Source organism: Nocardioides sp. (assembly GCF_014360585.1).
GTDB lineage: Bacteria > Actinomycetota > Actinomycetes > Propionibacteriales > Nocardioidaceae > Nocardioides.
Window position 1 is genome coordinate 1 of the sequence record NZ_JACIXG010000073.1, and the last position, 25,779, is coordinate 25,779.

A 25,779-nucleotide genomic window follows, 5' to 3' on the forward strand; every position below is an offset into this window, starting at 1 on the left:
TTGGGTGTGGTTGGGGGTTTTGTCTGGCTTGGGGTTCTCGGGGGGGGCGGGGCTGTGGTGTTGGGGGGCGCTCGGGACGGCCCGCCAACGGCTGCGGACTGATGAGGTGGAGTGCTACGGGTTGAGCGTGATCGACAGGTTGTCGAGGCTCAGCGAGCTGAGCTGGACTGCGTACGCCTTCGCCGACAGGTTGTTCAGCACCTGCTCGCCGCTCTGGCCGGAGGTCTGCGCTGCCTGGAGCGCGAAGCCGTCCGCCACGTAGCCGGGACCGCCGGGGGCGAACCCGGCGTCAGCCTGCGACTGGCCCAGGGTGACGTTGGCCATGGTGGCGCCGCTCGGCGTGTTGAGCGAGGCAGCGTTCAGCGCCACGTCGCCCAGGTCGATCGCCGGGTCGGTCGAGGTGATCCCCAGGTTGAGGCTCAGACCCGGGAGCACCTCGACCTTGGGCGTCACGACGTTGAGCCCGTTGGCGACGGAGCCCTCGGTCTGAGCGTAGATCGTGCCCTGGTTGTTGCCGGCGGAGCCGATCTCCGTGGCGCCGGTGCGCATCTTCAGCGCGTCTGCGGTCAGGTTGGTGCTCATGTCGAAACCGCCGGCGGACGAGATGACCGCCCCGACCATGCCGGACAGCATCGCGTAACCCATGCCGGCGGAGACGACCGCCGCCGGCAGCGTCACGGCCGCGAAGCGGCCGAGACTGGTATGCCCCATCTTGTTCATATGTGCTCCCTCGTTGGAACCCGTCCCTCACGGGCTGATGAATCCGAGAAAAGTGCACCGCCCGCAGGTCCGAATACCCTGGGCGGCATCACAAACTGTGACGGGCGCCACCTGCTATGGTCAAGGAAATCTGGACAATTTGTCCGTAGATGTCTACGTCGAAAGGGTGCCTATGAATAGGTTTGACCCTGCCGTCGTCGATCTGGGCGAAAGGGAGTCTGGTTGTGTTCGGACATCCTCCGAAGGGTCGCGTCGCTGACGAACGCGGCACTGCGGCAACAGCTGTCGGATGGGTCGCGCTGGTGGCGTTTCTGCTGGTCATGACCGTGGTCGTCGCCGCGCTCTTCGGCTCCTTCACGGTCAAGGGGCGCAGCATGCGGCCGGCGATGTCCTCCGGTGACCGGATCCTGCTCGACCCGCTGCACAACGACGACATCGAACGCTTCGACCTGGTCCAGGGCGCCCAGCCGGGGCCGGCGCGCTTCGGCGGCGGCACCCAGATGGTCAAGCGGGTGATCGGGATGGCGGGTGACCGGGTTGCGATCGTCGGCGGCGAGACGCCGGTGGTCTACGTGAGGCCTGCTGGGTCCGCCGGCGTCTACCGAGTCGACAACCCTGCCTGGCCGACCCGGATCGGGGACGAGGTCGGCATGTGCTGCGACCGCGAAGGAACGTACGACGGCGATGCGGGGTCCGCGGGGTGGGCGACGGTCCCGGATGGTTCCCTGTGGGTCCTTGGGGACAACTGGGGCGGCTCGACCGACTCTCGCGCGTTCGGCTTCCTGCAGATCGCAGACGTCTCCGGCAAGCCGTGGCTGCGGTTGCTCCCGGCCGGCTCGTTCGGCAGGCTCGGCGACGGTGGCCTCGAGCTGGTCGCGGTGGCGGAGCCTGTCGCCGGCCTGGGCGTACGGCCATGAGAAAGGTCCTCGCGGCGAGCGGCGTCGGTGCCGGGATCGCGGTCTTCGCTGCGCTCGTCCTGATCGTCGTCGCGCTGGCCTTCTCCGTCACCGTCGACGGCACCAGCATGGAGCCGACGCTGCGCGACGGTGACCGGATGTTCCTCGAGGTCTGGACCCGTGACGAGATCGAGCGCTTCGACGTCGTCGAGGCAGATGCCCCGAGCGCTGTGTCCGGCGGTGCCGCCCGGATCCTCAAACGGGTGATCGGGATGCCTGGTGACCGGGTATCGGTGTCCGGTGACGCGCAAGTTCTGGTCCGGCCCGCGGGCGAGGAGGGGACCTACATGGTCGAGAACCCTGCCTGGTCGGCCGAGCCTGGTGCCGAGCTGGAATGGCTGACCGTCCCAGAGGACGCCTACTGGCTCCTCGGTGACAACTTGGGTGCCTCCACCGACTCGCGCAGCTTCGGTTTCGTCGATGCCGAGGCCGTCCATGGCAGGGTGGTCTTCCGAATGTTTCCCCTCGGACGGAACGGCGCTATCGCCGGTGACGTACGACTTGCTCCCGTCGAACCTGGCTCAGCGCGGTAACGACGCGCGACGCATCTGTTCGCCGGGCCTTTGGATCGATATCAAGGCGATCGGTGGACATTTTGCCCCCAGATGTCAAACGGTGGACTAGCCTTCGCGCCAGGGAGACCACGACACCGTTTGCACCTGGGGCGGTCTCGTGGATGAGGAATGAAGGTCAGGTCTTGTGTCTAACACCATTTCGGCAGGGTTGACCCTGCTAGGCGAGTTCAACTGGTTCGAGTTCTGGTCGGTCCCCGTCTTCACCGCGGTGATCGGCTGGCTCATCAACTGGTCGGGGCTGTGGATGCTCTTCGCCCCGATCCGCTTTCACGGTGTCACCGTGCCGGGGCTCGAGCAGATTGCCGGGTCGCTGCCCCGCAAGATCCAGGAGATCCCGGGCATCCTGCGCGGTGGTCTGGGCTGGCAGGGGATCGTGCCGGCGCGGGCCGCGAAGATGGGCTCGATCGCCGTCGACCGGGCGCTGTCGCAGATGGCGACGGCTCGCGACTTCTACGAGCAGCTCGAGCCGGACAAGATCGCCGCCCACATCGTCGATGTCTTCCGTCCCGAGATCCCGTTCCTGGTCGACGAGATCATGTGGCGCGAGCACTCGCGATTCTGGCGCGACCTGCCACGCCCGCTGCGCGCGACGGTGATCGAGCGGGTCCAGGCCCGGCTCCCGGAGGTCGTCGGCGACGTGACGGTCGAGATCGGCAACCACATCGACCAGCTCTTCGACCCGAAGCTCATGGTGATCGAGAACTTCGAGAAGGATCCCTCGATCATCGTGCGGATCTTCAAGGACTTCGGTGCCCGCGAGCTGCGGATGATGGTGATCTTCGGCGCGGTCTTCGGGTTCCTGCTCGGCATCCCGGTCGCCGTCGTCGACCAGGCCTTCCACATCTGGTGGCTGCTGCCGATCCTCGGTGTGCTGGTGGGCTGGACGACCAACCTGCTCGGCATGCTGCTCATCTTCGAGCCCGCCGAGCCCAGGCGGATCGGCCCGATCAAGATCCAGGCGCTCTTCGCGCGGCGGCAGTGGCAGGCGTCCGACGTCTACGGCAAGCACATCGCCAACGACGTGATCACGCTCGAGCACATCGGCGAGCACCTCCTCAACGGGCCCTCCGGCGACCGCACCCGTCAGATGCTGGCCGCTGCCCTCGAGCCGGCGGTCAACGCGGCGGTGGGACCGGCCCATGGCGCGGTCCGGGTCGCGGTCGGGACCAAGAGGTTCGACGCGATCCGGTCCTCGGTCGCCGAGCACGCGGTCGAATACACCCTGACCCCGCTGCGCGACGCCGCCTTCAGCCAGCAGCAGTCGTGCAACATCCGCCGGCTGATCGCCGAACGGTGTCGGGCCCTACCTCCGAAGACCTTCGTTGAGATGATGAGAGCGGCGATCAAGGAGGACGAGTGGCTGCTCTACGCCCACGGGGCGATCATGGGGCTGGCGGGCGGGTTTCTGCACGTGGCAGTCTTCGAATGGTGGAACGTGTTGTGAGCGCCCTGCACATCAACACCGAGCCAGCGGCCCGTCGACCGGCGGGCGACGCTGTCACCTCTTCGATCGAGCCGACCGAGGAGCTCGTGCAGGGCCGCGAGGGGATGCATCGCCTGCCCACGCCCGCGCCGAGCGGCGGTCTTCTCGACGAGGCCACCGACGTTCTCCCGGGTCTGCTCAGGATCTCGGCGGTGACGGTGGCCCACACCGCAGGGTGGGGCCTGAGGACGTACGCCCGTGGGGTGGGCCGAGTGGCGAAGGCGGTCGTCGATCCCAACGAGGCGGTGCGGCTCACCGACGACGTGGCGTCCGGCGCCCGCCAGGTGACCGGTCTCGCGAAGCGGGTCGCGACGGGCAACCCGGTCACCGGTCTGCTGGAGCGTTTCGCGCTCCCGGCGGCCGAGAACGCGAAGGCGGCGATGGAGGGTCGTGCCGCGCGGGTCAACGGTGCCGCTCCCGGTGCCGGAGCCGACCGGCTGCGGCGGAGCGGCGAGGAGCTGCTGCGCCGCTCGCGCGACGTATGGGACGAGAACGAGCGCCATCCGGCCTTCGTCAGCATCCTCGACGAGCTGGCTCCCGACGAGGCCCGCATCCTGGTGCTGATGCTCAAGGGTGGCCCGCAGCCGGCCGTCGACGTGGTCGAGGGCGGCCTGATCGGCCACCTGCGCGGATCACGGATGATCGCCCGGGGTCTGACGATGATCGGCGCGCAGGCCAGCGTGCGCTATCCGTCGCTGGTTCCGCAGTACCTCAACAACCTGAGCCGGCTCGGGCTGGTGTGGCAGTCCGAGGAGCCGGTCAGCGAGCTGATCCGCTATCAGGTGGTCGAGGCACAGCCCGACGTACTCGAGGCTTGTCATTCCACGGGTTCCGCCCGGATCAAGCGGCGCTCGATCCACCTGACCCCGTTCGGACAGGACTTCGCTCGGGCCTGCTTCGCCGATGCCGAGGATCTCCACCGGCTGCCGAGCCACGAGATTCCGCCGAGTGCGGCGACGGAAGCGTCAACCGAATAGCAGACGCTTCGGGGTGTGTGCGTTCGCCTGTGGGTAGGGTACGCATACCGACGGTCTGGAACTCTGGCGGAAGGAGATCGAATGTCGCCGGAGTGGCAGGAATCGCTGGCCAGCTGGTTCGAGGACTGGGCTGCCCACGTCCATTGGCTCTCGCTGATCACCATCCCGATCTTCACCGGGGTGATCGGCTGGCTGATCAACTGGTCGGGCCTGTGGATGCTCTTCTCCCCGCTCAGCTTCAAGGGGTTCCAGGTCCCAGGGCTGCGCGAGCTGACCAGGGTGCTGCCGCACAAGCTGCAGGAGGTCCCGGGCTTCGCCCAGGGCGGGCTCGGCTGGCAGGGCATCATCCCGGCCCGGGCCGCGAAGATGGGCTCGATCGCCGTCGACAAGGCGATCGCCAAGCTCGGCACCCCTAGTGACTTCTACCAGCAGCTCGGCCCCTCGGAGATCGCCACGCACATCGTGGAGACCTTCCGGCCGGAGGTGCCCGAGCTCGTCGACCAGATCATGATGCGCGAGCATCCCCGGCTCTGGCGCGACCTGCCGCGGGCGGTCAAGGAAGCGATCACCGTTCGGGTGCAGGCGCAGCTCCCCTCGATCGTGCACAAGGTCACCGACGACATCGGCGTGCACATCAACCAGCTTCTCGACCCGAAGCTGATGGTCATCGACCACTTCCGCAACAACCCTGCCCTCGTGGTCAGGATCTTCCGCGACTTCGGTCAGCGCGAGCTCAACCTGATGGTCGCCTTCGGGTTCATCTTCGGGTTCCTGCTCGGCATCCCGGTGGCGCTGATCGACCAGACCTTCCACATCTGGTGGCTGCTGCCCGTGATGGGCGTGATCGTCGGTTGGGTGACCAACCTGCTCGGCATGTGGCTGATCTTCGAGCCCGCCGAGTCTCGGCGCGTCATGGGGATCAAGGTGCAGGGTCTCTTCCCGCGCCGCCAGGCGCAGGCCGCGGAGGTCTACGCCGACATCATCGCCACCGACGTGATCACGCTGGAGCGCATCGGCGACTTTCTGCTCGACGGTCCCCGCGGCGACGCCACCAGGAAGCTGCTGATCAACGCCCTGATGCCCGCTGTCGACCGGGCCGCGGGGCCCTACCGCGGCGCGGTCCGGATCGCACTCGGGTCGGAGCGGTTCGACCGGATCAGCACCTCGGTCGCCACCGAGGCGGCGGATCGTACGCTGGTGCCGTTCCGTGATCCCGGTTTCAGCCGTCACCAGGCGGACAAGATCCGCGACCTGGTCGCGCGGCGCACCAAGGAGCTCCCGCCGGGTGACTTCGTGGACATGATGAGGTCAGCGATCAAGGAGGACGAATGGATGCTCTACGCCCATGGCGCAATCATGGGGCTCGCGGGCGGCTTCCTGCACCTTCTAATCTTTCCGACATGAGTCTCTTGGGCAAGGTCGTACCGACCGCCTCCGCTGTGGCCGGCACCGCTCCCGGCCTGGCGCGGGTGGCGGCAGGCGCTGCCTGGCACACGGCCGGGTGGGGGCTGCGCACCTCCAGCCGCGCCGGCTTCCGGGTCGCGCGGGCGGTGGTCGACCAGGACGTACGCGACGGGTTGGTCCGCGAGACGGCCGAGGCCGTGGGGATCGTCGCCGGCACCGCCGCCCGGATCATCCGGTCCGGGTCGAGTCCGGCGATGGAGCTCTCCGTATCCGACTACGAGACGGCCGGTCACGATGTCGTGCTCGCCCGCACGCGGGAGACCGAGACGTCCGAGGACTCCCTGCCGGTGCTGCGCCGCCGCGGAGCCGACCTGCTCGACCGCTCCCGCGACGTCTGGGCCGACGAGCAGGGGCATCCTGCGTACGCTCGGATCCTCGACGAGCTCGCGCCTGACGAGGCGCGGATGCTGCTCTATCTGCTCCAGGCGGGGCCGCAGCCGTCGGTCGACATCCGCACCGGCGGGCCGTCCGGGCTTGTCGGCAGCACCATGATCGCTCCCGGGCTGAACATGATCGCCGGCCGCAGCGGCGTGCGTTATCCGGAGCGGGTGCCGGCCTACCTGAACAACCTGTTCCGGCTCGGGTTGGTGTGGTTCTCCAAGGAGCCGCTGCCCGACCCGCTGGAATACCAGGTCCTCGAGGCGCAGCCCGACGTGCTGGACGCGCTTCGCTCGGTGAAGTTCGCCAAGATCGTGCGCCGCTCCGTGCACCTGACGCCGTTCGGCGAGGCCTTCGGCCGCACCACGCTGGTCGACGAGGGCTCGGCCGAGTCGGCCTACCCGGAGCATCAGGCGCCGGTGACCGGCGGGGCGGACCTGCCGAAGGCCTGACCGACCGCCTCGGTCAGCTTGGTGAACTCGGGGTCGACGGTCTGCGGTGACACGTCGGTGTCGCGTTCGAGCATGACCCCGGGCAGCGGGCGCCCGGCGTACGCCTCGACCGCGGTTGCGAGCAGCGACAGCACCGGCGGGGGCAGCAGATGACGGGCTTCGAGGACGTCGCCGTGCAGCGGGTCGGGGGAGTCGCTCGCCCGCACGAACGCGACGTGCTCGGAGACGAACGGGCTGTCCAGGACCTCGGCGAGCTCGGCCAGCCGGGTGAGGCGGTCCGTGGCGGGACGGTCGGCGCCGGCCAGGCCGAGGGTGACGCCGTGGGCGATGACCGGGACGCCGAGATCGGTGAGCGACTGCGGGACCTGCGCCGGTGCGGTGTTCTCCGACCGCGGCCGGTGTTGGGCTTTCCGGTATCCTGAAACACCTGTTCTCCGATCGTTTCGCAACCCTCGCCGGTCCTGGCTCGAGGCCCGGGTAGGAGCCCCCATCTTGGCCCGCAAAGTCGTTCGTTCCCTGCCGTTTCATCGCGTCGTGATGCGGTTCGCGGCTTTCATCGGTGTCGCCGCGGTGACGGGCCTGGTCGCCTCCGGGATGGCGATCCCGTTCGTCCACCTGACCGGGGTCGCGGCCAAGTCGGGGGTCGAGGCGATGAACGATCTGCCGCTCGACATCGACATGGGCGAGCTGTCGCAGACGACTCGCATCCTGGACGCGGACGGCAAGGTGATCACGACCCTCTACGACCAGAACCGGTCCTACAAGGCGCTCGACGAGATCTCGCCCAACATGCCGAAGGCGCTGCTCGCGATCGAGGACACCCGCTTCTACGAGCACGGCGCGATGGATCTCAAGGGCACGCTGCGGGCGCTACTGCGCAACTCGGCCTCGGAGTCGGGCTCGGTGCAGGGCGGTTCGTCCATCACCCAGCAGCTGGTCAAGACCACGCTCGTCTACGGCGCCGACACCGACGCGGAGCGAGCCGCCGCGACCGAGAAGTCCACGGCGCGCAAGATCCGCGAGCTCCGCTATGCGATCTGGCTCGAGGATCACCACGACAAGGACTGGATCCTCGAGCGCTACCTCAACGCGGCCTACTTCGGTGACTCCGCCTACGGCGTGCAGGCGGCCGCGAAGCACTACTTCGGCGTCGACGCCGCCGATCTGACCTGGGGTCAGGCCTCGATGCTCGCCGGGATGGTCAAGAACCCCACCGGCTACGACCCGACCGACTACCCCGACGCGACCGTGGCTCGACGCAACCTGGTGCTCGAGCGGCTGGCCCAGGTCGGCGACCTCCCGCGGGCCGATGCCGAGAAGCTCAAGGAGAGCGAGCTCGGGCTCGACGTGCAGAACAGCCGCAACGGCTGCTTCGGGTCGTCGGCGGAGTTCTTCTGCGACTACGCGCTGCAGTGGCTGCTCACCGACAAGTCGCTCGGCGAGACCGAGGCCGAGCGCTGGCGGCTGCTGCAGACCGGCGGCCTGACGATCAAGACGTCCCTGGACTCGAGCTTCCAGAAGGCGGCGCAACGGTCGGTGAGCCGCCGTGTCTCGCCGACCGACAACGCTGTCGGCGCGCTGGCGATGGTCGAGCCCGGCACCGGCCATGTCAAGGCGCTCGCGCAGTCGCGGCCGATGGGGGAGAACCGCAAGAAGGGCGAGTCCTACCTGAACTATCTGGTGCCGAGGGAGTTCGGCGACGCCAACGGCTTCCAGGCGGGCTCGACGTTCAAGGTCTTCGTCGGCGCCGCGGCGATCGAGAAGGGCTTCCCGCTCCGGCAGGAGATCCCGTCGCCGCCCAAGAAGACGTTCAACCAGGCGTCCTTCGCCAACTGCCCCGGACAGGGCAAGTTCAGCGCGAACCCCTACCCGGTCGGCAACTCGACCACCTCGGGCAACAAGAACCTCTACACCGGCACCCGGGAGTCGGTGAACACCTTCTACGTCCGGCTCGAGCAGTTCACCGGCGTCTGTGCCCCCTACACGCTCGCGAAGAAGATGGGCGTCAGCCTGACCGATCCCGCCCACGAGCGGGTGCCGTCCTTCACCCTCGGACCGGTCGATGTGTCCCCGTTGGAGATGGCCGAGGCGTACGCGACGTTCGGCGCCCGCGGCAAGCACTGCGACTCGCGGCCGGTGACCGCGATCATCGGCCCTGACGGGAAGACGATGAAGGAGTACGCCTCCTCCTGCGAGCAGGTGTTGCGGCCGAGTACGGCCGACGCCATGAACGACATCCTCCGCGGCGTGCTGCAGCCGGGCGGGTTCGGGCAGAAGCTCGCACTCAGCGTGCCGTCCGCCGGCAAGACCGGCACCACCAACGAGAACCGCGCGGTCTGGTTCAACGGCTACACCCCGAAGCTCGCGACCGCTTCGATGATCGCCGGTGCCAACTACGAGGGCAAGTGGGTCACCCTCAACGGGCAGCGCCTCCGCGGCGGCTACGTCACCTCGGCGTCGGGCTCTGGTCTCGCCGGCCCGATGTGGGCCGACGCGATGCGGGCGGTCGACAACAAGATCGGCTCCGCCAACTTCGTACGGCCCGGCGCCGCCGTCGTCAACGGCAAGGGCATCAAGATCCCGAAGGTCGAGGGGCTCTCGGTCGCCAAGGCCACCGCCCGGCTCAAGTCGGCCGGGTTCAAGCCGGTCGTCGGCAAGCGGGTGAAGTCACGCTCGAAGCGGGGAACCGTCGTCGGGACTGTCCCGGGCGGCCGGGCGATCAAGGGTGCGACGGTCGAGATGCTCGTGTCGAAGTGACGCAGGTGATGGGTGGATGTTCACCGAGGTAACTCGGTGGATGCCCACCTACTTCGTGGAGTTCCACGATGTAGGTGACTGCTGACCGAGTTACCTCGGTGAGCATTCAGGCAGCCGCGCGCACCCGAGCCGCCTCGACGGCCTCGCGGAAGGCGCGGGTGACGTAGTCGGGGACGGGCAGGCCGCGGTCGCGTGCCCAGAGGAGCTCCTGCTCGACGCGGGCGACGTCGGCGGCGAGGTCACGGCCTTCGTGGTCGACGCCGAGGGTCTCCATGATGTCGCCGAAGTCGGCCAGCTGGGCCACGTTGTTGACCCCGACCGGTGCGAAGGAGATCCGGCGCATTCGCCGGACCAGCCACTTCTGCCAGGCCGAGAGCGTGGCCCAGAGGGAGCGGGCGGAGAGCTGGTAGAAGGCGTAGTGGCCCGGCTCCTGACGCTTGATCGGCGCGATGACCGTCTCGGCGACGGCCCGCTCTCCGCTCTCGATGACTCCGTCGTGGAGCAGGTTGTAGGCGATCACGGCGGAGCGCTCGGTGGCCATCCCGGTCAGGTAGTAGAGCATCCGGCAGACGTCCTGGAACGGCTCCAGGTGGGCCAGCAGGCCGAGCACCTTCAGCTTCAGACTTACATGGTCGAGGTCGGTGGTCGCCGGCGGTCGGCCGACGATCTGCTGCAGCCGGTCGAGGATCAGGCCGTGCTGGATCTCCTGCGGCTGCCACACGTCGGCGTAGAACCGTTTGTCCACCTCGGGCGGGTTGGGGAGCATCGTGGAGATCTCGAGTACGTTGCGGTCGACCTCGAGCTCGACGCGCGCCATGTAGTCGAGGACGTGACCGAAACGGTCTCCGAAGCCGGCCGGGTCGTTGACGGTGAAGTCGACGGAGTCCATCGGGATCGGCGGGTGTTCCTCGCCGAGTCGCGCGACATGAGCGACGAGTCGGTCGTTATCGGTCAGCATGGGGGCAGCTCCTGGTGGTGGGTCCGGCCGCGCCACCAGTGTGCCTGTACCGGGTGGGGTTGTAACGCGATTTAGCCCAACCGAGGAGTGTTGGCCTCGCCACGTTCCGCAAGGGCTGAGCCGACGGCTCGACCGGCAGAGGAGGGATGGTCGAGCCGAGCGCGGACGTGCGTGCCGAGGCCAACACGCTGGGGGCCGAGTCTCAGGAGGGGCCGGCGGAGCCCTCCGAGCCGGCGGACTCGGTCGCGGACTCGCTCTCGGTCGGCTCCTCGGTCGGCTCCTCGGTAGGAGCGTCGGTCGGGGTCGGGTCCTCGGTGGGCGTGTCCGTGGGGTCTCGGTGGGGGTCTCGGTGGGGGTCTCGGTCGGGGTCTCGGTCGGGTCTTCCGTCGGAGAGTCCGTGGGAGAGCCGGACGGATCCGGGTCCGGGGTGGGCGACGGGACGACTGATCCTCCGCCGCCGGGGGACGGTGAGCCCGAGGGTGCGGGTGCGGAGGGCGTGTTCGAGCCACCAGGCGTACCGGTGCCCTTCCCGCCAGAGGGGGAGCCACCCGGGGAGCGCCGGGGCGGCTGGGCGCTGGGCGAGGCGCCGGAGAGCGGATCCGGATCGGAGGCGGGGATCTGCGCGGCGGGCAGGACGACACCGGTCGGTGCCTCGAAGGTGCCGAGCCGATAGCCCTCGGCGATCTGCAGGACGGCCGAGGCGTACGCGCCGCTGCGGTTGTAGCGCAGCACCGCCGTGCGCTGCCCGGCCTCGGTGGACAGGTCGGCCGAGCCCGAGCACAGGTAGACCGCGGCCGCGAGTGCGGCGTCGTCGACGTCCTGCGGGTCGCGGCGACCGTCGGAGTCGGCGTCCACCCCGACCTCGGACCAGGTCGAGGGGATGAACTGCATCGGCCCGACGGCGCGGTCGTAGGTCAGGTCGCGGTCGTACGCCCCACCGTCGGTGTCCATGATCCGGGCCGTCCCGGCAGCCCCGGTGAGCGCGACACCGTAGATACCCGGCGTCGCGACCCCGGTGGCGGACAGCGTGTTGCCGCCGGCCCGGCCGTGGTCGGACTCGACCCGGCCGATGGCGGCCACGAGCGACCAGTCGAGCCCGCAGCCCGGGTCGGCGTCGGCGAGCACGGAGGTCGATCGCTGGTAGGCCGCGAGCGCCACGTCGGGGATGAGGCCGGCCGCGGCGTTCGCGGCGAACCCGGCAGGCTTGGCCGCGAGCGTCGGGGTCACCTTCGGAAGAGGCTTGACCGCGGAGACGCTCACCGGCGGCAGCAGCTCCTGCACCGGCACGTCGACGACGGGCACACGAGCCACTTCGGCCGAGGCGTCGAGGGGTCGGGGGTCCTGGATCGCATGGATCGTCCAGGCGGCGGTCGCGGCGGCCACGGGCACGGCCGCGACCTTGACGAACAGACCGGCTCGTGGGGTCATCCTCGGTCACATCCTCGGGTGGGGCACAGATCGACGACACCGATCCAGCCACGGATGTGAGCCCCGCCACAATGCTTTCAGCGAGGTCTGAGCAGACTCGGGCCGAAATTACTCACGTAGGTGACAAGTTTCCGGCCCGCATCACGCTGACCGCCCCCACCACGGCGGCCATCACCAGGCACAGCAGCGCACAGATCGCCGCGACCACCACCGACCCGAGGCCGAGCATCGCCAGCCCCAGGCCGACCAGCGCGGGCACCGGCCCGAGCGGCCTGGCGAGCCGAGACCCCGCGACCACCCCGCGTGCCGTGGAGAGCAGGGCGGTGATCCGGCCGACGTCGAGATCCTGCAGGCGTACGCCGCCGTCGCCGCCCACCGCCAGGTCGGCCGTGGCCTGCGCCTCGGCGTCCTCCGGGCGAGAGCTCACGAAGGCCACCACGTGCCCCTGCTCCTGGAGCTCGGCGACGAGCCGGGCGCGCTTCTCGGGCGCGATCTCGGGATGACAGCGTTCGATCCCGCACGCCTCGGCCAGGTGCTCGGTGTTGCGGGCGATGTCGTCGGAGACCAGCACCGGGGTGACCCCGAGCGCGGAGAGCCGGGAGATCGCCGTCCGCGCATCCTCGCGGGGCTCGTCGCCGACGACGAGGTAGCCCAGCGGTCGCCCGTCCAGCTCGACCCCGACGACCACGCCGAGGTCGTTGCGCTCGGCCATGCCGACCCAGGCGGGCCGTCCGACGCGTACCGGATGCCGGTCGACCGAGCCCTGCACGCCACAGCCCGGCACCTCCTCGAAGCCGCTGACCTTGCCCCGGGGCGAGAGCCGGGCGATCGCCCGGGCCAGCCGCCCCTCGGCCTCGTGCTCCAGCGCACCCGCGAACCAGCGGAGGTTGCGGACGTGGTCAGGGTCCAGCGGGTCGATCGTGGTCACCTTCAGCCTGCCGCTCGTCACCGTGCCCCACCGGTCGAGCACGACCGCGTCGACCTTCGCGGCCGACGCCCACGCGGGACCGGGCACCGCCTCGATCCCGGAGCGACGCCCGACCCAGCCTGCGACGACGCGTGGAAACCGCGACCCCAGGACGTACGCCGCCAGCGCCCCGACCGCGAGAACGACCAGCTCCAGCACCATCGAGATCACCCCCGAGATCATCCGGTCTGCTGCTGGTAGCGGTCGAAGTCGCTCTGGTCGCCGGCGACCCAGAGCGGCACGCTCGCCTTGAGCAGCAGGAGGAGCTGGGTGACGAACTCGGGGTCGCGCAGAGACTCACCGAAGAGCTCGTTGATCCGCTTCCAGCGATAGCGGATCGTCTGTGGGTGCACCCCGAGCACGGCCGCGATCGCCGGCGCGCTCTCCCGGGTCTCGAGCCAGACCAGCAGGGTCTCGGTGAGGATCTCGCGGGAGTTCTCCGACTCCGCCAGGAGCGGCTCGAGCAGTTCCTGGGCGAGCTGACGGCGCATCACCGGCTCGGCGTGGAGCCAGATCTCGGTGCGGTAGGCGAGGCAGTCGATGACCGGTTTGGCCGGGATGACCCTGGCGTTGACCAGCGCCAGGGCCCGGTTGGCCCACCGCCAGGCGGCGGGAACGTCCTCGGGCGGCACCGGCCAGCAGACCGAGACCCTGGACTTCGGCCCCGCGGCCGCCCGCACCTGTTTGGTGATGATTGCGGCGTCGTGAGGCGGGCAGATCACCACCTGGGTGGGCTCACGGCGGCGGGTGAGGGCGGTGGCGGACAGGGCGTCGGCGGCGATCCGGCCGCCGTCTCGCAGCTCGACCGCCATGACCGTCACCTTCTCGGGCAGGTCCCACTCGCCCAGCGCCGCCTGCACCTCCATCTCGGCGGCGGAGGCGCCCGACAGCATGCGGTCGATCAGCCGCGCTCGGGCGACGTCGTTGTCCTGGTCGCGCGCCTCGGTGCCGGCCTCGAACCCGGCTGTGACCTGCGCGGTCAGGTGGTCGACGTACGTCGTCATCATCTCGTTGAGCGCATTCAGCGCGGCCGCGGAGAGCTCGTTCTCGACCGCTCGGCGGCGCAGCTCGTCCCAGAGCTCGGTGGTGGCCATGTCGATGCCCCCGTCGACGATGGCCCGGGCCTCACCGAGAGCAGCGACCCGGAAGCCGACCTTGCGGAAGTGGTCGTTGATCGCGGTGTAGGGCGCGGCCCGCCCGAGGCCGAGATCGATGAAGTGCGACATCGCGCCGTGCACGGCGGTGAAGATGAGCTCGTCGAAGCCCTCGGTCTCAGCGGGCAGGCTCTCGCGCAGGTGACGGGTGATCTGGAGGGCGATCGGCCGCACCTCGCTCTCCAGGCTCTTCAGCATCCACACAGCCGACCCGGGGAGACCGGGAGACCGCTGGGTCTGCGTCATATCGTGCTCCGCTGCACGTCATGCTCCTTCGTCCAACAAACCCGAGACGGTATCGACCACCATGGCACGCCTTTGCCTTGCCTGCCCTTGAAATTCGGTACGACTGTGCCGCCGTGCGGCAGAACGGGGTAGGTGCGCCGGGCTTCTGCCGGGCTGATTTGTCATGCGCATGACAAATCAGGCCACTGATTTGACCCTTGATCGATTTATCTCTCCCGTGTGACCGGGGCCACACGTACTGTCCGATCGTTGACGCACCCCACATCGGCAGAAACAGGGAGGTCCGCGATGGGCGGCACCGTGGAGGTCACCGGGCTCACGAAGAGCTTCGGGTCCCAGAACATCTGGAGCGACGTGACCCTCACGCTGCCCCAGGGCGAGATCACCGCACTGCTGGGCCCCTCGGGCACCGGCAAGTCGGTGTTCCTGAAATCGCTGATGGGCCTGTTGCGGCCCGAGGCCGGGATCTGCCTGGTCGACGGCGTCGACATGGTCAAGGCGCGCGAGTCCCAGCGCCAGGAGCTGCGCAAGCGGTTCGGTGTGCTCTTCCAGGACGGCGCGCTGTTCGGCTCGATGAGCGTCTTCGACAACGTCGCGTTCCCGCTGCGGGCCCACACCAAGAAGCGCGAGTCGGAGATCAAGCAGATCACGAACGACAAGCTCGACCTGGTCGGACTGATGGGCCAGGAGCACAAGCTGCCCGGCGAGATCTCCGGCGGGATGCGCAAGCGCGCCGGCCTGGCCCGATCGCTGGTCACCGAGCCCTCGATCATCCTGTGCGACGAGCCCGACTCGGGGCTCGACCCGGTGCGTACGGCCAACCTCGCCCAGCTCCTGGTCGACGTCAACGCCGCCACCGACGCCACGATGCTGGTGGTCACCCACAACATCGAGCTGGCGCGTACGCTCCCGGACAACCTCGGCATGCTCTACCGGCGCCGGCTGGTGATGTACGGCCCGCGGGAGGAGTTCCTGCTCACCGACCACCCGGTCGTCTCGCAGTTCATGAGCGGCGACCCGATCGGGCCGATCGGGATGAGCGAGGAGACCGACCACGGCGTCAACGACGACTACGTCGAGGGCCAGGCCTACTACCCCGCTGGGGGAGTGGCGACGGTGCGTGCCGGCGCCCGCGCCATCGAGGTGCTGCCCCGCCAGCTCGCCCCGGCCAGCGGCATGCCCCGCGAAGGGGCGGGGCGACACGCGGACCGGGTCGCGAGCGGAGCCGCAGCGCTCTACACCGCCGATGACGACGACGTGGACCGAGCGCCGGCGGCGGTCAAGACGAAGGACCCGGTCAGCCGGGCCCTCGACAATGTCGGGGCGCTCTTCGCGCTGGGTCTGGACACCTTCCGGGCCGCCTTCCGGAGACCGTTCGCGGCCCGCGAGCTGCTCGACCAGTTCTGGTTCGTCACCTCCGTCTCCTGGATCCCGGCGATGCTGGTCGCGATCCCCTTCGGAGCGGTGATCGCGCTGCAGCTCGGCACGCTGACGGTGCAGATCGGGGCGCAGTCCTTCACCGGAGCCGCCTCCGTCCTCGCCGTCGTGCAACAGGCCGCGCCGATCGTGACGTCGCTGGTCATCGCGGGGGCGGGCGGGGCGGCGATCTGTGCCGATCTGGGATCACGGACGATCCGAGACGAGATCGACGCGATGCGAGTGATCGCGGTCGACCCGATCCAAGCGCTCGTCGTGCCACGCGTCCTCGCCTGCGTGCTCGCGGCGGTGCTGCTCAACGGCCTGGTCAGCGTCGTCGGCGTCCTGGGCGGCTACTTCTTCAACGTCATCATCCAGGGCGGTACGCCCGGGGCGTACCTCTCCTCCTTCACCGCCCTCGCCCAGCTCTCCGACCTGTGGGTGGGCGAGATCAAGGCGGTCCTCTTCGGGCTCATCGCCGGTCTCGTCGCCGCGTACTGCGGGCTCAACACCAAGCCCGGGCCGAAGGGGGTGGGCGAAGCGGTCAACCAGTCGGTCGTCGTCACCTTCATGCTGCTCTTCTTCGTCAACACCGTGATCACCATGCTCTATCTCGAGCTCGTTCCTGGAAAGGGTGCCTGAGATGGCGACCGTCGCTGTGGTGAAGAAGCGGTCGCGGTTGGACCGCTCGCTCGACGGGCTGGTGCAGAGCGGCCGGGACATCCGGTTCTACGGCAAGGTGCTGGTCGGCATCCCGTCGGCGATCAAGAACTACCCGCGCGAGATCCTTCGGATCCTCTCCGAGGTCTCGTTCGGCACCGGCGCGCTCGCGGTCATCGGCGGCACGATCGGGGTGATGACGGGGATGAGCATCTTCGTCGGCACGGTCGTCGGCATGCAGGGGTACGCCGCGCTCGACCAGATCGGCACCTCGACCCTCAACGGGTTCATCTCCGCCTACTTCAACACCCGCGAGATCGCCCCGCTGGTGGCGGCGCTGGCGATGTCGGCGACCGTCGGGGCCGGGTTCACCGCCCAGCTCGGCGCGATGCGGATCAACGAGGAGATCGACGCGGTCAAGGTGATGGGGCTCGGCACGATCCCCTACCTCGTCTCCACCCGGGTGGTCGCCGGCTTCGTCGCGATCATCCCGCTCTACGTCGTCGGGCTGCTGACCTCCTACGCCGGCTCGCGACTGGTGACGGTCTACTTCCACGGACAGTCGGCGGGGACGTACGACCACTACTTCCAGCTCTTCCTGCCGCCCATCGACATCCTGCTCTCGTTCGGCAAGGTGCTGATCTTCTCGATCCTGATCATCCTGATCCACTGCCGGCTGGGCTTCTACGCCAGCGGCGGGCCCTCCGGGGTCGGGATCGCGGTCGGACGCTCGGTGCGCCGGACCATCGTGGTCGTCGCGCTGCTCGACCTGGCGCTGTCGATGGCGATGTGGGGCGCGACGACGACAGTGAGGATCGCCGGATGAGCCTCTCGAGAGTTCGTGATGCGTTCCTCGGTCTGTGCTACCTGGCCGTGGTGGCCGCGGTGGGGCTCGGCGCCTGGCTCGCCTACGACCAGACCTTCGTGGACCGCTCCGAGGTCACGCTGACCACAGGCACCCTCGGTAACGCCCTCCAGGAGGGCTCCGACGTCAAGCTGCGCGGGGTGCCGGTCGGCACCGTCCGCACCGTCTCGGCCCGCGAGGGCGGCGCCGAGCTGACGCTGGCGCTGGAGCCGGAGGCCCTCTCCGACCTGACGACCGACACCACCGCCCGCCTGCTGCCCAAGACCCTCTTCGGCGAGCGCTACGTCGCCCTGCAGCCCACGTCGGGCGGGCCGGAGCTGGAGGCAGGAGGCGTCATCGAGCAGGACCGCTCCGACGAGGCGGTCGAGCTGGAGCAGGTGCTCGACGAGCTGCTCCCGGTCCTGAAGGCGATCCAGCCGCACAAGCTCAACGCGACGCTGAGCGAGCTGGCCACGATGCTGCGCGACAACGGCGACGACATCGGCGAGGTCTTCTCGGCATGGGCAGACTACCTGCAGAGGCTCAACCCGCTGGTGCCGCAGCTGACCGACGACCTGGCCTCGCTGGGACGGGTCGCGGGCCACTTCGAGGAGGCGGCGCCGGACCTGCTGGACGCGCTGGACACCATGACGATCACCGCGAGCACCCTGGTCGACCAGCAGAGACAGCTCGCCGAGACGTTCCGTTCGGTGACCACGACGGCGTCGGACACCGACCGGTGGCTCGAGCGCAACCGGGAGACGATCGTGGTGCTCTCCGACACCTCGCGCGACGCGCTGCGCGCGGTCAGCCCGTACGCCTCGTCCTTCCCCTGCCTGTTCAGCGCGCTGCGCGACTACGCGCCGGCGATGGCCAAGAACCTCGGCAAGGGGACCGACGAACAGGGCATCCACGCGCTGGTCAGCGTCTCCGACATCAGGCAGCCCTATCGCCCCGGCTACGTCCCGAAGCTGCGCACCGGCGGCCCGCGCTGCCCGTACGTCACCGGCCGGACCGGCAGCCAGCCGGCGGTCACCGGAACGGCGGACACGGCGGACACGGCGGACACGGTCGAGCAGATCGAGGCGCCGCCGACGGACCGGGTGCGCACCTTCGGTGCGACCACGGGGCTGGGCGAGCAGAACTCCAAGGGCGAGAACCAGCTGATCGCCGAGGTGATGGCACCAGCGGAAGGCATGGCACCTGATGAGTATCCGACCTGGTCGAGCCTGCTGCTCGGCCCGACCCTGCGAGGCACGGAGGTGATCGTGCGATGAGAAGCGGTAGTGGCGGCTCGGTTGCGGTGACGCTCACCAAGTCGGTGGTCTTCGCGCTGGTGACGGTCCTGGCGATGGCGGCGCTGGCGACGACGATCTCCAACGGGACCACCTCGTCGGGGCGTACGTTCACGGCGCTGTTCACCGACGCGACCAGCCTCAAGAAGGGCGACGACGTGCGGATGGCAGGGGTGAAGATCGGCACCGTGCAGTCCATCGGGCTGCGGCACAACGACACCGCCGAGGTCGTCTTCACCGCAGCCGAGTCGGCGCCGATGGTCGAAGGGACCCGGGCGGAGCTGCGGTTCCGCAACCTGATCGGGCAGCGCTACATCGCCCTCGAGCCGGGCTCCCCGGGCGGCGACCCGTTGCGGGCCGGCTACACGTTCGCGCTCGACGAGACCCGGCCGGCGCTGGACCTGACGATGCTCTTCAACGGCTTCCAGCCGCTGTTCAAGTTCCTCGACCCCGAGGACGTCAACAACCTCAGTGCCCAGATCATCGCGGTCTTCCAGGGCGAGGGGGCGACGGTCGAGTCGCTGCTCTCCTCGACGGCCTCGCTGACCTCGACCCTCGCCGACCGGGACCAGGTGATCGGCGACCTGATCACCAACCTCAACTCGGTCCTCGAGGTGGTCAGCGAGCGCACCGGGATGCTCGACACCACCCTGGTGACGCTGCAGCGGCTGGTCTCCGGGCTGGCCGCGGACCGCAAGACCCTCGGCTCGACGATCGAGGGGATGGGCGAGCTCTCCCAGAGCGTGACCGGGCTGCTGGAGGAGGGTCGCAAGCCGCTGCGCGACTCGATCGACTCCCTCGGCGCCCTCTCGGGGAACCTCGCCGAGAACGAGGAGGTCCTGACGAAGTTCATGACCACGATGCCCCAGAAGACCGACGAGATCGGCCGGATGGCCACCTACGGCGGCTGGCTCAACTTCTACATCTGCTCCATCGACGGGCGGATCCCGAAACCCGAGGGCTACTACGGCGACCTCGGTGTGGACTCGCCGGCAGGAAGGTGCCAATGATGGCCCGCTATCCGAAGTCGTTCGCCGAACGCAACAAGAGCGTCATCGCGGTGATCGGGATTGTCGCCATGACCGGCGTCTTCCTCGCCACGTTCAACGCCGAGGACCTTCCCGTCGTCGGTGGTGGCGAGACCTACGAGGCCTACTTCGCCGAGGCCGCCGGGCTGCGTCCCGGCGACGAGGCGCGGGTCGCCGGGGTGAAGGTCGGCGAGGTGTCCGCCCTCGAGCTCGACGGTGACAAGGTGCTGATCAGGTTCCGCGCCAAGGACGTCACGCTCGGCTCGCAGACCACCGCGTCGATCAAGGTGAAGACCCTGCTCGGGCGCAAGTTCCTCGCCCTGGACCCGGGCGGCTCTGGAGATCTCCGCGAGCCGATCCCGGTCTCCCGGACCACCACCCCCTACGACGTCAACGCCGCCTTCTCCGATCTGTCCACGACCGTCGGTGAGATCGACATGGCCCAGGTCGAGGAGTCGATGCACGCCCTCTCGGACGTCTTCGAGGACACCCCCGAGGACGTACGCGGCATGGTCTCCGGTCTCACCCGGCTCTCCCGAACCATCTCCTCGCGAGACCAGGAGCTGGCCGAGCTGTTGAAGACCACGACGACCGTCACCGGCACCCTCGCCGAGCGCAACGAGGAGATCGGGCTCCTGATCGAGGACGGCGACAAGCTGCTCGAGGAGCTGGCCGCGCGCCGGCAGGCGATCCACCAGATGCTCACCTACACCGACGACCTCGCCAAGCAGGTCAGCGGACTGGTCGAGGACAACCAGAAGCGGCTCCGGCCGGCGCTCGAGAAGCTCGACCAGGTGGCGGTGATCCTGCAGCGCAACCAGGACCACCTCGACAAGGCGCTCTCCCAGATCGGCGCCTACTACCGCGTCGTCGGCGCCTCGATGAGCAACGGCCCCTGGATCGACGTCTACGGCTGCGGCCTCTTCGACGAGAACAACGCGCCGGTGCTCGACAACGACGTCACCCGCGACTGCGTGCCGGGAGGGAAGCGATGAGACTGCGTCGATTCATCTCAGGGTTCCTCGTGGTCGCCGTCGTCGGCGTGCTCGGGTGGGCTGCTGCGTACGGGGTCCGGGAGGGGCGCGAGGGCACCACGTTCGCCGCGCTCTTCGAGGCCTCCGTCGGGCTCTACCCCGGCTCCGACGTGCAGATCCTCGGCGTTCCGGTGGGGAAGGTGACCTCGGTGACCCCGGTCGGTGAGCACGTGAAGGTCTCGATGACGCTCGACCCCGGCCAGACCGCCGCGGCCGACACCGAGGCCGTGATCGTCGCGCCGACGCTCGTCTCCGACCGCTTCGTGCAGCTCACCGAGCCGTACGTCGACGGCCCGGAGCTCCGCGAAGGCACCGTCATCGAGGAGACCGCCGTGCCGGTCGAGATCGACGACCTCTACGCCTCGCTGACCGAGACCGGCAAGCAGCTCGGTCCCGACGGAGCCAACCAGAACGGCGCGCTGTCTCGGTTCCTGGAGGTGATCGCGGCCAACCTCGACGGGCAGGGCGCCGACATCAACCAGGTGATCCGGGAGGGTGCCGACGCCTCCGCGACCCTGGCCGACGTCGACCAGGACTTCTTCGCCACCGTCGAGAACCTCGACACCTTCAACAAGACGCTGCTCGGGCACGACGACGGGGTCAGGGACGCCAACCGCCGGTTCGCGCAGGTCACCGAGTATCTGGCCGAGGATCGCGACGACCTCGCCTCCGCGGTCAGCAACCTCGGCGAGGCGCTCGCGCTGCTGGAGTCGTTCATCGAGGACAACCGTGGCGTGATGCAGACGAGCGTCGAGAACCTGCACGGACCGACCCAGGTCCTCGTCGACCAGAACGAGTCGCTCGAGGAGGCGGTCGCCACGATCCCGCAGGTGCTGCAGAAGTTCGTCAACGCCTACGACCCGGGATCCAACACCCTGGTCGGTCGCACCAACCTGAACGAGCTGAGCGTCTGGTCCGGTGACGGCCTCACCGGCCAGACCTCCGAGGACGCGCCACCGGTCCTGCTGCCCGGTGTCGGTTCCGCAGCTGGAGAGGAGCAGTGATGACGAACCTGGTGAGAACCGCAGCGGTCCTCGCTGCCGCCGCCCTGACCCTCTGCGGCTGCGGACTGGGTGCCGTCAGCGGGGGCGTCTACGAGGCGCCGCTGCCCGGCGGCGCCGACGTGGGGAAGGACCCGATCACGCTGAGCGCCGAGTTCAGCGACGTACTCGACCTGGTCCCACAGTCCAGCGTCAAGGTCGACAACGTCGCCGTGGGCCGGGTCTCCAAGATCCGGTTGACCGAGAACGGCCGCAGCGCGCGGGTGTCGCTGGTGGTCAGCGACGACGTCCCGCTTCCCGCCGGCACCACGGCGCGGCTGCAGCAGACCTCGCTGCTCGGCGAGAAGTACATCGCGCTGATCCGCCCCGCCAAGCCGGTCGCGGGTTCGCCGCTGGGAGATGGCGCGGTCCTCGGGCGGGGCGACACCGAGGCGGCCGCGCAGGTCGAGGAGGTGCTCGGAGCGCTGTCGACGGTCCTCAACAGCGGCGGGATCGCGCAGTTCCAGGAGATCTCTCGCGAGATGCAGAAGATCTCCGACGGCCGGCCGGAGGAGATCAAGGCGTTCCTGACGGAGATCAACCGGTTCGTCTCGGTGCTCGACTCGCGGTCGGGCTCGATCACGTCGGCGATCGAGTCGCTCAACGAGCTCGCGGTCACCCTGGAGAAGGACAAGGACAAGATCTCCAGTGCGCTGGAGGGGCTCTCGCCCGGGATGCAGGTGCTCGTGGACCAGCGTCCGCAGCTGATCGCGATGCTGAAGGCGCTCGACAAGCTATCCAAGGTCACCATCCGCACCCTCGACCAGGCCCAGGACGACATCGTCGCCGACCTGAAGCTGCTCGACCCGATCCTCGACCAGCTCGCCAAGGCCGGCTCCGACCTGCCCTACGCGCTGGAGATCCTCTTCACCTACCCGTTCCCCGACGAGGTGCTCAATGCGATCCGCGGCGACTACATGAACCTGTTCATGGTCACGAACTTCCGTACCCCTGCCGGCTGCCAGTCCAAGGGCTGCGAATGGCTGCAGCCGGTGACCGAAGGCGCGTCCGGCGGCTCGGTCTCCTCCCAGTCCAGGTCGTCGGACGCCCCTCCGGGACTGCTGCCGTCGACCAGCTCGCCGGTGCCGGGCTCGTCCTCGCCGTCGATCCCGGGGGAGTCGATCCTGCCCTCCGACGGCGGCTCGTCCTCCTCGGACCCGTCCTCGGGTGATCCGTCGCCGTCGGACTCCGGGTCGACCTCACCCTCGACCTCGCCCGCCTCGCCTTCCTCGCCGTCCGAGTCACCGGACGGGTCGGAGTCGGCGACCTCCGAGACCTCGCCCGACGGAACCGGCTCAGACCCTGACGCCGGCTCCGTGGAAGGGAGCGAATGATGCAACGACTCACCGGAGGCGTACGCGTCAAGCTCGGCCTCTTCGTCGCCCTCGCCCTCGTCGGCACGAGCTATGTCGGGGCCCGCTACGTCGGCCTGGACCTGCTCGACGACCCCTATCGCGTCGACGTATCGCTGCCCGAGGGCGGCGGGCTCTTCGTGAACTCGGAGGTGACCTACCGCGGGGTGCCGGTGGGTGAGGTGACCGACCTGGAGGTGGGGGCCGACGGCGTACGTGCGGTCCTGGAGATCGAGGGCGACGCTCCCGCGATCCCGAAGGACGCGACGGTCAAGGTCGCCAACCGGTCGGCCATCGGCGAGCAGTATCTCGACCTCCGCGGCGGCGCGGTGGGCTCTGACCGGCTCTCAGACGGCGACCGGTTGTCCGCCGGGAAGGAGGCGCTGCCGTACGACGCCTCCCAGGTCATCGAGACCGGCCGCGACTTCGTCGCCTCGGTGCCCGAGGAGGCCCTGGTGACGACGATCGACGAGTCCTACCTGCTGTCCCAGGGAGCCGGCTACGACCTGCGGAAGCTGGTCGACACGTCGCTGTCGTTCCAGAAGGAGGCCGACCGCAACTTCCTGGTCACAGCGAGCCTGATCCGCAACTCCGACCAGGTGCTCGCGACCCAGGAGGAGTCGGCGACCAGCATCAAGGCCTGGAGCAACGACCTCGCGCTCTTCTCCGAGACGCTCGCCTCCTCCGACCAGGACCTGCGCGACCTCATTGGGGCCGCCCCTGGCGCGGCGACCGAGATCTCGCTGCTGGTCAAGGACGTCGGGCAGCCGCTCGGCATCCTGATGAGCAACCTGGTCACTCCCGCGACCCTCTTCGGCACCAACGCCGCCGCGCTCGAGTCGACCTTCGTGACCGTGCCGGAGGCGGTCAGCATCGGCTGGGCGATCAACACCTCCAACGGGCCGCGGCTGAGCCTGATGCCGTCGTTCTTCAACCCGCCGCCGTGCGTCTCCGGCTACGAGGGCACCGACCTGCGTGCCGGCACCGATGTGAGCAAGGGCAAGCCGTTCAACACCGCGGCGGGCTGCACGGGCGTACCGAAAACCACGAAGACCGAGACAGTCGAGCCGGAGAAGGTTAGCGTCCCCACCACGCTCGCCGGGCTGATGGGGGAGCGATGAGGACAACAACGCAGAGTCGAACGGAGACGCCGGTGGTCGAGCTTGTCGAGACCACAGAAGAGCCCAGGTCGACCCGCGACCGGGTGCTCGCCTGGGCCCTCCCGCTGGTGGCCCTGTGCGTGCTGGTCGCGGGTGCGCTGGCCTGGTGGCGGGCGAGCGGCCACGACCAGGAGATGGTCGACGAGGCCGCCCTTCGTGACCGGGTGCTGATCGTCGCGACCAGCCACATCGAGACCCTCAACTCGCTCGACCACCGCAAGGTCGACGAAGGGCTCAAGGGCTGGGCCGCGGTCACCACCGGCACCCTGCACGACCAGCTGACCAGTGTCACCGAGGAGGACCGCAAGGTCCTCGCCGAGCAGAAGAAGATCTCGACCGGCTCGGTGATGGACGCCGCGGTCACCGAGCTCGACGACGACAGCGCGACCGTGATTGCTGCGGTCGAGATCACGGTCCGCGACGGGTCGGGCTCCGCCGAGGACGCCGAGCCGACTGTCAAGCGCAACAGGTTCGCGGCCGACCTGGTCAAGGTCGGCGACGACTGGCTCCTGGAGAGCCTCGAGCAGGTAGCGGTGAACATGTCATGACCACCTTCGTACGCCGCTGGGCTCCGTTCCTCGCCGCGCTCGCCCTGATCCTGGGCCTGGGTGCGTTCTGGCAGGCCGACCGGGAGCGGAAGACCGACCACGTCGGCAACCGTGCCGTCGTCGACGCCGAGGCCACCGCCGAGGTGCAGTCGGCCGTCTCGACCGGGCTGCTCCAGGTCTTCTCCTACGACTTCTCCGACCCCGGCCCGACCGCCGCTGCCGCCGACGAGTTCCTGGCGGGTGATGCCCGCAAGGAGTACGACCTCCTCTTCAAGCAGCTCCAGGAGAAGGCGCCCGGCCAGAAGCTCACGCTCAGCGCCGAGGTCCAGGTCGCCGCGGTCAAGTCCCTCGACGCCGACTCCGCCGAGCTCCTGGTCTTCCTCGACCAGGCCTCTCAGCGCTCCACCGACAAGGAGTCGTCCATCTCCGCCGCTCAGATCGCCGTCGAGGCAGCCAAGGTCGACGGCCAATGGAAGGTCACCGCCCTCGACCTCTTCTGACCCTCCTCATGCCGACTCGGCGCATCTGCCCCAAATCCAGCCGCCGAGTCGGCGCATCTGTCCCGAGGTCTGTCGTCGAGTCGGCGCATCTGTCCCAGATTCAGCCGCCTAGTCGGCGCGTCTGTCCCGGGATGCTGGTTGAGCCGGTCGCCCGAGTGGGGCAGTTGCGCCGACTGGGCAGCTCTGTGTGGGGCAGTTGCGCCGACTCGACGTGAAAATCTGGGGCAGACGCGCCGGGTCGGCGGGAGGGGCGGGTCAGTCGTCGCCGCCGCCGCCTCCGCCGCAGCTCGAGCCACCGGAGGACGAGCTGCTGCAGGAGGAGCTGCTGCGCCAGTGGCGGTTGTCGCCGGCGTCGTAGGAGGAACCCGACGAGCTCGAGCTGGAGCT

The 25,779-nt window shown here is 69.1% G+C and carries 22 protein-coding genes; 17 read left to right on the forward strand and 5 right to left on the reverse strand.

Translation table 11 applies throughout. The annotated features are described in order from the left end of the window. Positions 1–114: 114 nt before the first annotated feature. Positions 115–720 (reverse strand): hypothetical protein, encoded by a 606-nt coding sequence (locus H5T77_RS19850; RefSeq protein ID WP_292652174.1) that lies wholly within the window; start codon positions 718–720, stop codon positions 115–117. A 302-nt stretch (positions 721–1,022) separates the two neighbouring features. On the opposite strand from H5T77_RS19850, the gene lepB (H5T77_RS19855) reads away from it, so the two are divergent. The 6 genes from lepB (H5T77_RS19855) (at position 1,023) to H5T77_RS19880 (ending at position 7,005) form a co-directional block, all read left to right on the forward strand. Next, positions 1,023–1,637 (forward strand): signal peptidase I, encoded by a 615-nt coding sequence (lepB, locus tag H5T77_RS19855; RefSeq protein WP_292652176.1) that lies wholly within the window; start codon positions 1,023–1,025, stop codon positions 1,635–1,637. After that, on the forward strand, positions 1,634–2,209 hold the full coding sequence (lepB, locus tag H5T77_RS19860) for a signal peptidase I (RefSeq protein ID WP_292652179.1): 576 nt from the start codon (positions 1,634–1,636) through the stop codon (positions 2,207–2,209). The genes lepB (H5T77_RS19855) and lepB (H5T77_RS19860) overlap by 4 nt, the downstream gene beginning before the upstream one ends. Positions 2,210–2,375: 166 nt before the next feature. After that, on the forward strand, positions 2,376–3,695 hold the full coding sequence (locus H5T77_RS19865; RefSeq protein ID WP_292652181.1) for a DUF445 domain-containing protein: 1,320 nt from the start codon (positions 2,376–2,378) through the stop codon (positions 3,693–3,695). Continuing rightward, positions 3,692–4,711, forward strand: coding sequence for an Abi-alpha family protein (locus H5T77_RS19870; protein ID WP_292652183.1), 1,020 nt, complete (start codon positions 3,692–3,694; stop codon positions 4,709–4,711). The genes H5T77_RS19865 and H5T77_RS19870 overlap by 4 nt, the downstream gene beginning before the upstream one ends. 81 nt (positions 4,712–4,792) lie before the next feature. Next, positions 4,793–6,115 carry a DUF445 domain-containing protein gene (locus H5T77_RS19875; RefSeq protein WP_292652184.1) on the forward strand — a complete coding sequence of 441 codons (1,323 nt, stop codon included), beginning with the start codon at positions 4,793–4,795 and terminating at the stop codon, positions 6,113–6,115. Continuing rightward, positions 6,112–7,005 carry an Abi-alpha family protein gene (locus H5T77_RS19880; protein WP_292652185.1) on the forward strand — a complete coding sequence of 298 codons (894 nt, stop codon included), beginning with the start codon at positions 6,112–6,114 and terminating at the stop codon, positions 7,003–7,005. The genes H5T77_RS19875 and H5T77_RS19880 overlap by 4 nt, the downstream gene beginning before the upstream one ends. Here H5T77_RS19880 and H5T77_RS19885 read toward each other — a convergent pair. Further along, entirely contained in the window at positions 6,963–7,454 is a 492-nt protein-coding gene (locus tag H5T77_RS19885; RefSeq protein WP_292652187.1) for a multinuclear nonheme iron-dependent oxidase, read from the reverse strand. The two genes, H5T77_RS19880 and H5T77_RS19885, sit on opposite strands and share 43 nt — an antisense overlap. A gap of 88 nt (positions 7,455–7,542) precedes the next feature. Between H5T77_RS19885 and H5T77_RS19890 the strand changes: the two genes are divergently transcribed. After that, complete coding sequence (locus tag H5T77_RS19890; protein ID WP_292652189.1) at positions 7,543–9,762, forward strand: transglycosylase domain-containing protein; 2,220 nt, start codon at positions 7,543–7,545, stop codon at positions 9,760–9,762. A 106-nt stretch (positions 9,763–9,868) separates the two neighbouring features. Here H5T77_RS19890 and H5T77_RS19895 read toward each other — a convergent pair whose 3' ends face one another. The 3 genes from H5T77_RS19895 to H5T77_RS19905 all read right to left on the reverse strand — a co-directional run bounded on the left by H5T77_RS19895 (position 9,869) and on the right by H5T77_RS19905 (position 14,515). Beyond that, positions 9,869–12,148: a lytic transglycosylase domain-containing protein gene (locus tag H5T77_RS19895; protein WP_292652190.1), complete on the reverse strand. Its 2,280-nt coding sequence runs from the start codon at positions 12,146–12,148 to the stop codon at positions 9,869–9,871. A 112-nt stretch (positions 12,149–12,260) separates the two neighbouring features. Beyond that, complete coding sequence (locus tag H5T77_RS19900; RefSeq protein WP_292652192.1) at positions 12,261–13,298, reverse strand: HAD family hydrolase; 1,038 nt, start codon at positions 13,296–13,298, stop codon at positions 12,261–12,263. After that, complete coding sequence (locus H5T77_RS19905) at positions 13,295–14,515, reverse strand: PucR family transcriptional regulator (protein ID WP_292652194.1); 1,221 nt, start codon at positions 14,513–14,515, stop codon at positions 13,295–13,297. Before H5T77_RS19905 ends, H5T77_RS19900 begins: the two co-directional genes overlap by 4 nt. Before the next feature lie 288 nt (positions 14,516–14,803). On the opposite strand from H5T77_RS19905, the gene H5T77_RS25780 reads away from it, so the two are divergent. The 10 genes from H5T77_RS25780 to H5T77_RS19960 are packed head-to-tail and all read left to right on the forward strand — an operon-like array spanning position 14,804 to position 25,392. Beyond that, on the forward strand, positions 14,804–16,573 hold the full coding sequence (locus tag H5T77_RS25780; RefSeq protein WP_472850355.1) for an ABC transporter permease: 1,770 nt from the start codon (positions 14,804–14,806) through the stop codon (positions 16,571–16,573). A gap of 1 nt (position 16,574) precedes the next feature. Continuing rightward, positions 16,575–17,417: an MlaE family ABC transporter permease gene (locus H5T77_RS19920; protein WP_292652196.1), complete on the forward strand. Its 843-nt coding sequence runs from the start codon at positions 16,575–16,577 to the stop codon at positions 17,415–17,417. Then, the gene (locus tag H5T77_RS19925) at positions 17,414–18,712 is read left to right on the forward strand and encodes an MCE family protein (protein ID WP_292652198.1); all 1,299 of its coding nucleotides are present in this window, start codon (positions 17,414–17,416) and stop codon (positions 18,710–18,712) included. Before H5T77_RS19920 ends, H5T77_RS19925 begins: the two co-directional genes overlap by 4 nt. Beyond that, positions 18,709–19,740, forward strand: coding sequence for an MCE family protein (locus H5T77_RS19930; protein ID WP_292652199.1), 1,032 nt, complete (start codon positions 18,709–18,711; stop codon positions 19,738–19,740). The genes H5T77_RS19925 and H5T77_RS19930 overlap by 4 nt, the downstream gene beginning before the upstream one ends. Beyond that, complete coding sequence (locus tag H5T77_RS19935) at positions 19,740–20,753, forward strand: MCE family protein (RefSeq protein WP_292652201.1); 1,014 nt, start codon at positions 19,740–19,742, stop codon at positions 20,751–20,753. The genes H5T77_RS19930 and H5T77_RS19935 overlap by 1 nt, the downstream gene beginning before the upstream one ends. Next, positions 20,750–21,796, forward strand: coding sequence for an MCE family protein (locus H5T77_RS19940; protein WP_292652203.1), 1,047 nt, complete (start codon positions 20,750–20,752; stop codon positions 21,794–21,796). The genes H5T77_RS19935 and H5T77_RS19940 overlap by 4 nt, the downstream gene beginning before the upstream one ends. Next, entirely contained in the window at positions 21,796–23,166 is a 1,371-nt protein-coding gene (locus tag H5T77_RS19945) for an MCE family protein (protein WP_292652204.1), read from the forward strand. The genes H5T77_RS19940 and H5T77_RS19945 overlap by 1 nt, the downstream gene beginning before the upstream one ends. Beyond that, a complete protein-coding gene (locus tag H5T77_RS19950) occupies positions 23,166–24,305 on the forward strand; it encodes an MlaD family protein (protein ID WP_292652206.1) in 1,140 nt (379 codons plus the stop codon). The genes H5T77_RS19945 and H5T77_RS19950 overlap by 1 nt, the downstream gene beginning before the upstream one ends. A 32-nt stretch (positions 24,306–24,337) precedes the next feature. Beyond that, complete coding sequence (locus tag H5T77_RS19955; protein WP_292652208.1) at positions 24,338–24,892, forward strand: hypothetical protein; 555 nt, start codon at positions 24,338–24,340, stop codon at positions 24,890–24,892. Then, the gene (locus H5T77_RS19960) at positions 24,889–25,392 is read left to right on the forward strand and encodes a hypothetical protein (RefSeq protein ID WP_292652209.1); all 504 of its coding nucleotides are present in this window, start codon (positions 24,889–24,891) and stop codon (positions 25,390–25,392) included. The genes H5T77_RS19955 and H5T77_RS19960 overlap by 4 nt, the downstream gene beginning before the upstream one ends. The last annotated feature ends 387 nt before the right edge of the window (positions 25,393–25,779 follow it).

Bases quoted from the DNA above. Each gene is read 5' to 3' on its own strand.
- H5T77_RS19880 (WP_292652185.1), top strand. From the start codon at position 6,112: ATGAGTCTCTTGGGCAAGGTCGTACCGACCGCCTCCGCTGTGGCCGGC.
- lepB (WP_292652179.1), top strand. From the start codon at position 1,634: ATGAGAAAGGTCCTCGCGGCGAGCGGCGTCGGTGCCGGGATCGCGGTC.
- H5T77_RS25780 (WP_472850355.1), top strand. From the start codon at position 14,804: ATGGGCGGCACCGTGGAGGTCACCGGGCTCACGAAGAGCTTCGGGTCC.
- H5T77_RS19960 (WP_292652209.1), top strand. From the start codon at position 24,889: ATGACCACCTTCGTACGCCGCTGGGCTCCGTTCCTCGCCGCGCTCGCC.
- H5T77_RS19945 (WP_292652204.1), top strand. From the start codon at position 21,796: ATGACGAACCTGGTGAGAACCGCAGCGGTCCTCGCTGCCGCCGCCCTG.
- H5T77_RS19890 (WP_292652189.1), top strand. From the start codon at position 7,543: ATGCGGTTCGCGGCTTTCATCGGTGTCGCCGCGGTGACGGGCCTGGTC.
- H5T77_RS19925 (WP_292652198.1), top strand. From the start codon at position 17,414: ATGAGCCTCTCGAGAGTTCGTGATGCGTTCCTCGGTCTGTGCTACCTG.
- H5T77_RS19900 (WP_292652192.1), bottom strand. From the start codon at position 13,298: ATGATCTCGGGGGTGATCTCGATGGTGCTGGAGCTGGTCGTTCTCGCG.
- H5T77_RS19875 (WP_292652184.1), top strand. From the start codon at position 4,793: ATGTCGCCGGAGTGGCAGGAATCGCTGGCCAGCTGGTTCGAGGACTGG.
- H5T77_RS19905 (WP_292652194.1), bottom strand. From the start codon at position 14,515: ATGACGCAGACCCAGCGGTCTCCCGGTCTCCCCGGGTCGGCTGTGTGG.
- H5T77_RS19935 (WP_292652201.1), top strand. From the start codon at position 19,740: ATGGCCCGCTATCCGAAGTCGTTCGCCGAACGCAACAAGAGCGTCATC.
- H5T77_RS19940 (WP_292652203.1), top strand. From the start codon at position 20,750: ATGAGACTGCGTCGATTCATCTCAGGGTTCCTCGTGGTCGCCGTCGTC.
- H5T77_RS19895 (WP_292652190.1), bottom strand. From the start codon at position 12,148: ATGACCCCACGAGCCGGTCTGTTCGTCAAGGTCGCGGCCGTGCCCGTG.
- H5T77_RS19920 (WP_292652196.1), top strand. From the start codon at position 16,575: ATGGCGACCGTCGCTGTGGTGAAGAAGCGGTCGCGGTTGGACCGCTCG.
- H5T77_RS19850 (WP_292652174.1), bottom strand. From the start codon at position 720: ATGAACAAGATGGGGCATACCAGTCTCGGCCGCTTCGCGGCCGTGACG.
- H5T77_RS19930 (WP_292652199.1), top strand. From the start codon at position 18,709: ATGAGAAGCGGTAGTGGCGGCTCGGTTGCGGTGACGCTCACCAAGTCG.
- H5T77_RS19950 (WP_292652206.1), top strand. From the start codon at position 23,166: ATGCAACGACTCACCGGAGGCGTACGCGTCAAGCTCGGCCTCTTCGTC.